Annotated in this window: 9 protein-coding genes; 6 read left to right on the forward strand and 3 right to left on the reverse strand. The window is 58.0% G+C overall.

Features of this window, described 5'->3' with window-relative positions:
- The first annotated feature begins 83 nt into the window (after positions 1-83).
- The 3 genes from NW834_RS11875 to radC are packed head-to-tail and all read left to right on the forward strand — an operon-like array spanning position 84 to position 3,607.
- A complete protein-coding gene (locus NW834_RS11875) occupies positions 84-1,148 on the forward strand; it encodes a CIA30 family protein (protein ID WP_414418648.1) in 1,065 nt (354 codons plus the stop codon).
- Complete coding sequence (locus tag NW834_RS11880) at positions 1,141-2,868, forward strand: ArnT family glycosyltransferase (RefSeq protein WP_414418649.1); 1,728 nt, start codon at positions 1,141-1,143, stop codon at positions 2,866-2,868. Before NW834_RS11875 ends, NW834_RS11880 begins: the two co-directional genes overlap by 8 nt.
- 7 nt (positions 2,869-2,875) lie before the next feature.
- Positions 2,876-3,607 carry a RadC family protein gene (gene radC / locus NW834_RS11885; RefSeq protein WP_414418650.1) on the forward strand — a complete coding sequence of 244 codons (732 nt, stop codon included), beginning with the start codon at positions 2,876-2,878 and terminating at the stop codon, positions 3,605-3,607.
- A 109-nt stretch (positions 3,608-3,716) separates the two neighbouring features.
- Here the strand turns inward: radC and fmt are convergent, their stop codons facing one another.
- The 3 genes from fmt to NW834_RS11900 all read right to left on the reverse strand — a co-directional run bounded on the left by fmt (position 3,717) and on the right by NW834_RS11900 (position 7,379).
- On the reverse strand, positions 3,717-4,685 hold the full coding sequence (gene fmt / locus NW834_RS11890) for a methionyl-tRNA formyltransferase (RefSeq protein ID WP_414418651.1): 969 nt from the start codon (positions 4,683-4,685) through the stop codon (positions 3,717-3,719).
- An 80-nt stretch (positions 4,686-4,765) separates the two neighbouring features.
- The gene (locus NW834_RS11895) at positions 4,766-5,494 is read right to left on the reverse strand and encodes a hypothetical protein (RefSeq protein WP_414418652.1); all 729 of its coding nucleotides are present in this window, start codon (positions 5,492-5,494) and stop codon (positions 4,766-4,768) included.
- 160 nt (positions 5,495-5,654) lie between these two features.
- Positions 5,655-7,379, reverse strand: a complete 1,725-nt coding sequence (locus NW834_RS11900; protein ID WP_414418653.1) for an electron transfer flavoprotein — start codon at positions 7,377-7,379, stop codon at positions 5,655-5,657.
- A 109-nt stretch (positions 7,380-7,488) separates the two neighbouring features.
- Between NW834_RS11900 and NW834_RS11905 the strand changes: the two genes are divergently transcribed.
- From NW834_RS11905 to NW834_RS11915, 3 genes are all read left to right on the forward strand, one after another.
- A complete protein-coding gene (locus NW834_RS11905) occupies positions 7,489-8,622 on the forward strand; it encodes an anhydro-N-acetylmuramic acid kinase (protein ID WP_414418654.1) in 1,134 nt (377 codons plus the stop codon).
- Between the two features lie 220 nt (positions 8,623-8,842).
- Complete coding sequence (locus tag NW834_RS11910) at positions 8,843-10,177, forward strand: DUF2079 domain-containing protein (protein WP_414418655.1); 1,335 nt, start codon at positions 8,843-8,845, stop codon at positions 10,175-10,177.
- A 413-nt stretch (positions 10,178-10,590) separates the two neighbouring features.
- Positions 10,591-10,761 carry a hypothetical protein gene (locus tag NW834_RS11915; protein ID WP_414343072.1) on the forward strand — a complete coding sequence of 57 codons (171 nt, stop codon included), beginning with the start codon at positions 10,591-10,593 and terminating at the stop codon, positions 10,759-10,761.
- Positions 10,762-10,787 lie beyond the last annotated feature (26 nt).

A 10,787-nucleotide genomic window follows, 5' to 3' on the forward strand; every position in this document is an offset into this window, starting at 1 on the left:
CTGCTCAGAGATAGGCAGGATGCGATCGCTTCTTTCCTGAACCATGTTCAGGAGAGTTCAGCGTGAATGTATCAGGTAGACTCATGCCTTGGGATCTGGGGCGGTTCTGGAACACGCTCACCTACTATGAGGCCCTGCCTTGGGCTGAGGTGTGGCGTCGGGTTCAAAATGGGTTCCAGGCCGTGGAGGATGATTTTGTGCCACCTTCTCTTTCCGAGCCGGTCGCTATCCAGATAGGGGTGGTGGGGGAAGGTTTGCCTGACGGGTTGGCGGAGGCCCTGCGGCAGCAGGGCGTGGAGGTGAGCCATACGCCAGATTGGGCGACAGCAACCGTGATCCTAGGTTTGGGGGATCCACCAACGGCCAAGGCTTATCTGGAGCAATTGCGCAGCAGTGGGCAAACGGAGCGGATGCTGTTCGACTTTCGCCGGCCCAACCCAGATCTGAACCGGTTTTGGGGCATTTTGGACGATGTGGTCATGGGAGGGGTGAGCCAAAGCCAGTTGCAGTGGGGGGAGGGGCAGCTTCTGTTTACAGGGCAAGTTTCCACGGCCAACTTTGGGGGGTTTGTTTCCACGCGCACCCGCAATTGTCAGCCGCCGCTGGACTTGTCGGGGTTTGCCGGTCTGGAGCTGCGCCTGCGAGGGGATGGGCAGCGGTATAAGATATTACTGAGGGATGAAAGCGGCTGGGACAGCCCCGCCCACGGCTATGCCTTCGACACTGCGCCGGGAGAAGAGCAGACCGTTCAGATCCCTTTTGCGGAGATGGTTGCCACGTTCCGCGCCCGCCTTGTGCCTTCGGCTCCTGCGCTCAATACTCGCCAGATCTGCTCTCTGCAGGTGATGTTGAGCAAGTTTGAGGCGGATGGCCGCTTGAACCCCCGTTTCCGACCGGGACCTTTTCAACTGGGCTTGCGCTGGATTGGGCTGTATCGTCGGGAGCCTCTGCCGCAATTGATCGGGGTGGCGCGGGGATCCCTTGCCCCGGAGTGGATAGCTGCCCTGCAGGGTAGCTCCAGCCGTTGGTGTGGGGTGGAGATTCCGGTAGAGACAGAGGGATCCGCTCTGGCAGCCCAGTTGCTGCGGCTGATGCGGTCGCCTCAAAATGTGGGCCGGGTGGTGTCTTCAGAAGCTTTCCATGCCTAGCTTTCTGGGCCGCCTCAAGGGATCCCTGGGGATGGGGCTTTTGGCCGGCCTGTGGCTGTGGGTAGGTCAGGGGATCCCCTACCTGTTCGACTGGGATGAGCTGATCTACGCCAGCTTGGCGCGGCAGATGCTGGCCAGCGGGGATCCGCTCTCGTTGGCCATCAACGGGGAGCCTTTTTTCGAGAAGCCCCCTCTCTTTTTTTGGCTGCAGGCCCTGTCCATGGCTGTTTTAGGGATGAACGAAGGGGCGGCGCGGTTGCCCAATGCCTGGGTGGGCGGGATCACAGTGGCGCTATTGGTGGGGTGGGGATCCTGTCTGGGCGGGATGGGGTTCGGCTGCCTATGGGGGATCTTGCTGCTGACAGGCTACCTGCCCTTGTTTTTTTACAAAACTGGTCTCATCGACCCGCTACTCAACCTGGGCATGGGTGTGGGGCTGGGATCCCTGTTGGCCGCGGATCAGGCGCGTCGGGTGGGGTGCTCCGGTCGGGTTTGGAAGGCGGTGGGGGCGCTGGCTCTGGGCTTGGCGGTGTTGGCCAAAGGGCCAGTGGGGTTGGTGTTGCCGCTGCTCATCTGGGTTGGCTACAAGGTCTGGCACCGGGATCCTCCCCTTCGATGGGGGGAGAGCCTGGTTTTCCTCAGCCTAGCTGTGGCTGTTCCCCTCACTTGGCTGGCGTTGGAGGGGGTGCAACGGGGGCCAGAATGGGTGGAAGAGTTTGGGCGCTACCAATGGCGCATCCTCACCAGCTCAGATGGGCATCCCGGCCCGGTTTATTTTCATCTGTTGGCCTTTGCCCTGGGGTGCTTTCCCTGGGGCGCTCTGGCTTTGGCCGAGATCCTGCAGCCCATCCCCAGGAGCGTGGGCTCGGTGGATTTGACTCGGCGGGCAGAATCTCTGCTGTTGGTGGCTTTTGGGGTGGTGCTGGCCCTGTTTTCGCTGCTGGTGCAAACCAAGCTGGTTCACTACACCTCGCTGCTGTACCCCATTGGGGCCTACTTTGCTGCCCTGCGCTTGCAGCGCCTGGTTGCTGAGAAAAGAGGGCCCAGTTTTTGGGAAAGTGCCTGGATCTTGCTCAGTGGCTTGTTTTGGCTGGCCCTGTGGCTGTTGCTGCCCTGGCTGGGATCCCAGGATCCCGCTGGGCTAGTCCAAGCATGGGTCTTTGCCGGCATCCCTGACGACTTTTCCAGCAGCTTGGTGCTGGGATACCTGCAGGCTGAGGTGGAGTGGCCGGTGTTGACCTACGTCCCCGCCGCGATCCTGCTGCTGGGAATTCTCCTTTGGAGTCGAGGACGGCGGCGGGCTTGGGGCTGGACAGTTTTGCTCTTGGCCACGGGACTGAGCGCCCAACTGGCCTGGTGCTGGGTCTTCCCCCGCCTGCTGCAACACACCCAGGGAGGAGCCGTCCACTTTTTCCGGCAGTTTGCCACTTCCGAAAACAACGCCCAGCCGGCTCTCTCTGGAACGGTGGGCCTGTACGGCTTTCGCTCTTTTGTACCCTATTTTTATGGCCCGCTGCAGGTTCCCTACGCCGCCAGCCCAGAAGAGCTGGCCGACTGGCAAGCCCAGGGGCAGGCGCCCGACTACCTGGTTACCTGGGATCCCTTTGTAGCTGAACTTACAGCTCCCGAGGGCGAACAGGCAGCCATTCTGGGATCTTGGCGGGTCGTCGAGCGCCGCAGTCCCTTTTGGCTGTTGAAAAAAACCTCTTCTCCTCCCTAGGCCCCAGATGAGCCAGTACGTGCTGCGCATCAGCGATATTCCTGCCCAAGATCGTCCCCGCGAGCGGCTGCTCAGCCAAGGGGCAAGGCACCTCTCCCACGCCGAGCTGCTGGCCATCTTGCTCAACACTGGCCAGGGGCCAGGCAAGCTCTCGGCAGTCGGCCTCGCCCAGTTGCTCCTGAAAAAATTGGAAGCCCAAGGGGATCCCTTGGCCCAACTGCGCCAGGTGGAAGCCGGAGAGCTGATCCAGATCGAAGGCATTGGCCCGGCCAAGGCAGCAACGGTGTTGGCCGCCATCGAGCTGGGGCGACGGGTGTTTTTGGGTCGCCCGCCAGAACGCACGGTGATCGAGTCGCCGGAACAGGCAGCCATGGCCCTGAGCGGCGACCTGATGTGGGAGACCCAGGAGCATTTTGCCGTTTTGCACCTAGATATCAAGCACCGCCTCATTGGCCAGCAGATCGTAACCCGGGGGACAGCCACCGAAACCCTCACCCATCCGCGGGAAACCTTCCGCAGCGCCATCAAGCAAGGAGCCAGCCGCATCCTGGTGGCCCACAACCACCCTTCCGGCAGCTTGGATCCCAGCCCAGAAGATCTTGCCCTCACCCGGCAACTCTTGCAAGCGGGGCAACTGCTACAGATCCCGGTCTTGGATCACCTTATCCTCGGCGGCGGACAGTTCCTCAGCTTGCGCCAGCGCACCAACCTTTGGCAGGAGTTTCCCCAGCCGGAGTAGTCTTCACCCCCAGCCTTTCTCCCAGAGAGAGAGAGAGTAGAATCAAGGCAACGGACAGGTTCGCCGTCTTTGGGTTGGCCGCGCCCAAGGGATCCCTGTGTGTGGGCTCTCAAGAATTGGGCAGCGGCTCAAAGCGCATTCCCACCTTGAGCTGGCCGCCATTGACCAGGTCCCAAGCGGACTGTTCTTTTTTGCCAGGCAGCTGCGCCCGCCGGATCAACAGGGATCCCTCTCCTGTGGCTACGTAGATCCCTTCTCCTCTGGCCAACCCCACCACTTCTCCGGGACTGCCCTGGGGGATTTCAGGGGGTGGCGAGTGCAGTTGAGGAGAGGCAGAGCGGACAATTTTGATCCGCTGCCCCCTCAAACTGGTGAAACAGTCGGGAGAAAAGGCGCGGATTTGGTTGTGCAAGGCCTGGGCAGGGCGCTGCCAGTCGAGGTGAAAGTCTTGTTTTTTGAGCAAAGGGGCGTAGGTTGCCCGGGATCCATCCTGAGGAATAGGGGTGAGTTCCCCTTTCTCCAATTTCAAGAGCGTTTCCACCAAGAGTTCTGCCCCCAGTTGAGCCAGTTGGAGTGCCAATTCCAGGCTGGTTTGCTCTGGCCCAATGGGTAGCTTGGTCTGGAGCAAGATGGCTCCTGTATCCATTCCCTCATCCATGAGCATCGTGGTTACGCCGGTCTCGGTTTCGCCGTTGGCAATAGCCCACTGGATGGGGGCAGCGCCACGATAGGCGGGCAGGAGGGATCCATGCACATTCACACAGCCCAGCTTGGGCATCTGCAACACCGTCAGGGGCAAGATCTGGCCGTAGGCCACCACCACAAACACATCGGCAGCCAGCGCCTCCAGAGCCGCCAGCACTTGGGGATCCCGCCGCAGGCGGACAGGCTGCCACACCGGGATCCCGTGGGCCTGGGCGAGAACCTTGGTAGGGGGGGGAAGCACCTTTTGTCCCCGTCCCTGGGGCCGATCCGGCTGGCAGACCAATCCCACCACTTCAAAGGGAGACTGCGGCTGCAACAGGATCTGCAGCGAAGGCAGGGCAAACTCTGGCGTGCCGAAAAAAACAACCCGCATGGCCAACCCCAACGAGCACTGTCCTTCAGAATACGCTCAGCCAGCGGCTGCAAACGCTCGGCTACTTACTATCTCCTCCGTCAACTGACACCCGGAGATTCAGTCTGGGAGGCAGGAGAAGGGGGTGGCGGCTTATCCAGCGGAGAGATTTCTCTCTCTGAGATGGGGGATCGCCCGGTCAAGGGCACCTGCGGGGACTGCCAAAAGGCAGGCTGTTTGAGATCGAACTCTTGGCTCCAGGCCGGGAAAAAAGAGCCCAGTTTCTGCCCAGAAAGCCGCAGCCGTTGCAAGAAAGTCCATTCCAGACGGGTTAAGGCTCGCCGCAGAAAATCCCTAGCCCAAGCCGGATCCGGGGCTTCTGCCGCCTGCAAGTTCACCTGCAGGAGGCCCAGTTTGGGATGGAAATGAACCCGTGCTTGGATCCCTTCTGGACGCAACAGGTAATTCAGTACCTGCTGGATGGCTACCCCATCCCCCCGCTGAGCGCGATACAGAGGGCTGTTGGGGTTGGGCTGGGGCTGGTAGCGCCACTCGCAGTGCCATTCTGGGATCCCTTCATTGGCCAAAAAGCCAAACAGCTCCACCTGACGCTGCCTGTGGGTCAGCGCCATTTGCTCCAAGGCCGGCGAGAGGCTCCCCAGCAAAGCATTCGGCTCAGGCAAGGGATCCCCCTCTAGGCGCAGCAACAGGCGGTGGCCGGAAAGCCGCGCTTGTACCTGGAGATAACCCAACCCCAGGGATCCCAGGGCTTTTTGCAGATCGGCCAAGATAGCGGGCAGAGGAGCCTGGACATCCAAAGAATCGCTCACCGACAAAAGATCCTCAACAAGCCGTAACTCAACCTAGCCAATTTCCTAGGTTGCTTGGATCCCTGGGATCGCCGGCCAAGATGGGCAGATCCATTCACCTCAGTTGCTAGACCCCCAGGATCAGGCGAGCTGCAGCGAACTGAGTTAACCTCAGCAACGGCTACAGCCCATAGAAATCCGGCCCGGATCCCTCGTAGCTGGGGTTGACCCGCAAGTTTAAGTGGGGACAGATGATCTCGCAGGTGCGGCACTGGATGCAGTTTTCCAAAGACATGGCATGGGAGCGGATGCCATTTTGGTCGCGGATGTGGTGTACCTCTGCTGTGCAGTCGGCCACGCAGGGGGTGGGGCGATTCAGCTTGTCGTAGGTGGCGATGCACCGGCGGCAGGTTTCGGCGTCGAACTCCAGGATGTGACGGTTACCCTCGGGGTAGCGGGGATCCGCAAAAAAAACCGCATCGGGCCGCGAGAAATAGCCCGGTCGAGCGGCCAATTCCTGGGGGGCCAGGGCTGTGGGGGCCACAAAATCCGCTTGAATGGCAGCGTGGGGGGCCACATAGCCTCGCGGGGGTGGCTCGCTGGGGCTGACCCGCCCGGTGAGCAAAGTGTAGGCGCGCAGAGTTTCTCGTCCGCGGCGAACGGGATCCTGTAAACCCCAGCGCAGGGATCCCAGCCAGGGGTGGCCGGCATCGACGCTGCGGCACACCTGAGGTAAGTATTCTTCCAGCAGGCGGGAGTTTTCCAAAAAAGCCTCGCGGAAGTAGCGGCTGCGGTAGAGGTTTTGCCCCACTGCACTTTCCATCACCGCCTTTTGGTAGTCGGTTTGGATGCGCAGATCCCCTTTCAAGAAGCCATCGTGAATGAGGCCCGCCGCCAGATAGCCGGTTTCCATCGCGTTATCCACCCCGGCCAAGCTGCCCACATCCAACACCCCCAGCGCATCCCCCAACAGCAGGGCTCCCTCAACGCCAAACCGGGTGGGCAGGCTGTGGTAGCCCCCTTCGGGAATCACGGCAGCCCCATATTTGAGCAACCTGCCGCCGGCAATTAGGGACTGGATCCAGGGGTGAGCCTTGAACTCCTGCAGACGTTGCTGGGGGTTGAGGTTGGGGTTTTTGCTGTCGAGGCCGATGATCAGACCCAAAGCCAGGCGGTTTTCCTTAAGGCCATAGACGAAGCCGCCGCTGAAGCTGCCATCCAAAACCGGGTAGCCCAAGGTATGCCACACCTGCCCCTGCAGGGACTGGGGGATCTGCCACACCTCTTTGACCCCCACCGACCACAATTGCGGGTTGGGGCGCAGTTGAAACTTCTCGATGAGATCTTTGGAAATGAAGCCTTTGTCGCCAAAGCAGGTGAGTTCGGCAAAGATGCAATCTTCGTAAACTTGGCCAGAATCGCTTGCCCGTACCCCGATCACCCGCTCCCCCTCGTAGAGGATTTCATGGGCGGCAAAGCCGGGGAACACATCGAGGGTAACATTTGGGATCCCTTTGGCTTTTTCCTGCAGGGTTTCGGCCAGCCAACGGATGACGTGGCTGAGGGTGAGAATGAACTGCCCCTGCTTGCGAAATCCCGGCGGGATCACCGCTTCCGGCAGATCCCAGCGCTGTTGGGATCCCAGCACGCTCAAGTGATTGGCTTCCACCCGGCCTTCGTGGGGAAATCCTTGGCTTTCAAAATCGGGGAAGAGCTTGGCGATCACTTGGAGGTTGCAGATGGCGCCACTGACGATGTGACCGCCGAATTGGCGGGCTTTTTCCAAAATGGCGATGGAGATTCTTAGCCCGGATAGCTTGGCCAAATCCAAAAGGCGATGGGCCAAGATCAAGTTGGAGGAACTCCCCCCCACCAACAGAAGGTCGTAGCGGATGGCTTCACTCATAGTCCCCCACACGGTAGCTCTGGATACCCTGCCTGTATCCTAAAAAGGGGAAGGGGAAAGGGGGCAAAACTTTAGACCTTCTCAAGCCTCTGGTTGAGCCGCCAGCAAAATGATTGTCATTGGCTTAATGTCGGGCACCTCTGTAGACGGGATCGATGTAGCCATCGTCCGCATCGAGGGCGACGATTCCCTACAGTGGGAGTTGATACATTTCCAAACAATCCCCTATTCCCCGACGCTGCGGGCAGAGATTTTGCGGGCTGCGAATCCCAAAACCGGCACGGTAGATCACATCTGCACCTTGAACTTTCGCTTGGGTCGAGCTTTTGCGGCAGCGGCCTTGCAAGGGATCCAGGCGGCCCATCTTACCCCCCAACAGATCGATCTCATCGGCAGCCATGGCCAAACCCTTTGGCATAACCCCAGTGGGCCAGAAGCTTCGACTTTGCAAATCGGTGAAGCTGCGGTGATTGCCGAGCTGACCGGGATCCCGGTGGTGAGCAATTTTCGGGCGCGGGACATGGCGGCAGGAGGTCAAGGCGCACCTTTGGTAGCTTTTGTGGATTGGCTGCTGTTGAGGCATCCCCACCTTCATCGTGTGGCCCAGAACATCGGCGGTATTGCCAACCTTACCTATCTCCCCAGCCTCTACAGTGGGGGATCCCCCTTGGCCTTCGACACTGGCCCCGGCAACATTTTGATCGATCTGGCGGTGATGCGGGCCAGCCAAGGACAACAAGCCTTTGATCGCGATGGAAAATGGGCTGCCCAAGGCCAAGTCCACTGGGAAAAAGTTGCAGAATGGATGCGGGATCCCTATTTTCAAAAGGCACCGCCCAAAACCACTGGTCGGGAGTATTTTGGATCCCTTTATTTGGAGCAAATTTGGCCCCAATTTATATCCGCCCACGACTGTATTGCCACCCTCACGGGGTTCACAGCCTGCTCCATTGCCCAAGCCTATAGGGACTTTTTACCTAGGATCCCAGATCAAGTTATCCTCAGCGGTGGCGGCACCCAAAACCCTGTCCTTATGCGACTGCTGCAGGAACAACTGCCGACCACAACCCTGTTGACTTCCGACCAAGTGGGGATCCCTTCTAAGGCCAAAGAGGCCCTTGCCTTCGCGGTATTGGCCTATAAAACCTGGCAAGGTAAGACCAACAATTTACCGGAAGCAACTGGGGCAAGACATGCTGCCATCTTGGGCCAAATCACACCCTCTTGTCGTAACCAGTCCTAACTCATCTGTATCGTTATCTCCAACAAGCTTGAGCCATTCCTCATACTCCCGAGGAAAGAGAAATGTCCGGAATTGCGGCGGAGCCTCTGCCGAATCCAGATCTCGCTAGGATGTCACGCAAGGCTGAGAAAAGCGATAAAGTTACCTTGCCAAGATCTATAAATCAAAAGCCCTAGTTCTTATGAAGGATCGTCCTCTGCCTCCACTTCTGCTGGCAATCATGATTTTTAATTTCTTCATTCTCTTTGGCTGTAGTGTTGTCCGGCATCACCTGTTTCAGTCTGGAGGATATGATCTCGGCATCTTCGACCAATCCATCTATCTAATCAGTCGGGGAGAGGTTCCGTTTTCGACCATTCGAGGGATCCACATCTTGGGAGACCACGCAGCCTTTATTCTCTATCCCATCAGCTTTTTGTACCGCATTGTCCCCTCGGTCTATTGGCTGTTTGGGCTCCAATCCCTGGCGTTAACCTTGGGAGCATTGGCTATTTATCACCTTGCACTTCAGGCCAAGGTCGATCCCGGCCAAGCAATGGTGATTGCCGGGGCCTATCTTCTCTACCCGGCCATTTTTAACGCCAACCTTTTTGATTTTCATCCAGAGGTCATAGCTGTTCCTCTTTTCTTGGCGGCTGTGCTCTGCATTCGCTCTGGAAAATTGTGGGGGTTCCTTCTCTGTTTGAGCGGCATCCTCGGCTGTAAAGCAGTGTTGTCTCTCAATGTTGTCGCCCTGGGAGCCTGGCTGTTGCTTTGGGAAAGAGGACGAATTCAAGAACGCTGGCAATGGCGCTGCCAAGTGGGCGGCTGGACGGCAATTGCGGCAGGATCGGCTTGGTTTGGGATAGCCACTTTTGGGATCATCCCTTACTTCAGCGGCAGCGAGCCGGCAGCCGTTTCTCATTACGACTATCTAGGGAATTCTGTTGCGGAAATTGTTCAAGGTTTAATCTTGAGACCGATGCTGGTTTTGAGCAAAGTCTTCTCTCTGGACACCCTGTTTTATGGATTTTTATTGGTTGCGCCTTTGGCTTGGGGCCTCTCTTGGCGACACTGGGATCCCTGGATCCCTGCCCTGCCTACCCCGGGTTTGAATATACTCTCCAGCAACCCCGCCTATCGAGATCTGGTGCATCAGTACGCTTTGCCTATCGTTCCTTTCTTGTTCTTAGCTGTCATCGAGAATGTGAAAAATCACCTCTTCCAGAGCCATTTTATAAAAGATGGAAAACTGCCCCTGATCTGGTCTTCGCTGGCCTTTTTGGCCTTGGGGAAATACACCTTTTTCGGCTCGATTTATCTCAGCTCCCTGGACACTTGGCAGGCAACCCGACAGGCTCTTGCCCAGATCACCACCCAAGGGGGCGTCCTCACCACCCACGAGATCAGCCCTCACCTCACCCAGCGACCTGTAATCTACTTTACAGACGAGGGCCGCTTCAATGGATCCCCGCCCTCTCAGTGGGATCCCTTTGATTATGTGTTGCTCAACACCCGTCATCCGGGGTGGCGCAGCACTCCAGAGTTCTCCCGCATCCTGATCGAAGCTTTATAGAAGGAAACCCAGTTTCAGCTTCTGTACCATCAAGATGGGGTGTATTTGTTCTCTAGGTTACGAAAAGAATCCTAAGAATCGCTATTCAAGGACTGCAGGCCACTTCTTCATTCGCAGTTGATTCAGCAATTGATTCACTTGACATCAGGCAAGTCCTCTTCCCATCGTAACAAACGGTTAAGAAACTGCCGCCTCAATCTAAAGAAACTGTTTAGACCTGCAAGGCTTAACCTAGCCTTGGTCTCCTCTTAACGTTGTAGTGCCTAATTCTGATGCGCAGATAGACTAGCGCAGGGAGTGGGTGCTTTTTATAAGACTCGTCAAGTTTCTAAACAAAACTTGTCAAGACAAGAGGAGAAGTCAACATGAGTATCCATTCGCATGGCCCTAAGCTTCGTCCTGGGGACGAGCCTATGTGTAACCACTCTCCCAACCCCACTTTCAGCAGCATCCTGGAGAGCCGTTTGCAGCGGCGTCAAGTGTTGCAGGGGGGAATTGCTGCAGCGGTGGCCACCTTTTTTGGCTTGCCTGCGGTAAACTACCCGGCTCCGACCGCTAAGCGGTACGGAGCGGGCTTTCAGTAGCCCTGAGCCTGCTCTGCTCTACCAGA

Origin of the sequence: Synechococcus sp. R60.1, assembly GCF_047461835.1 — a bacterium.
GTDB lineage: Bacteria > Cyanobacteriota > Cyanobacteriia > Thermostichales > Thermostichaceae > Thermostichus.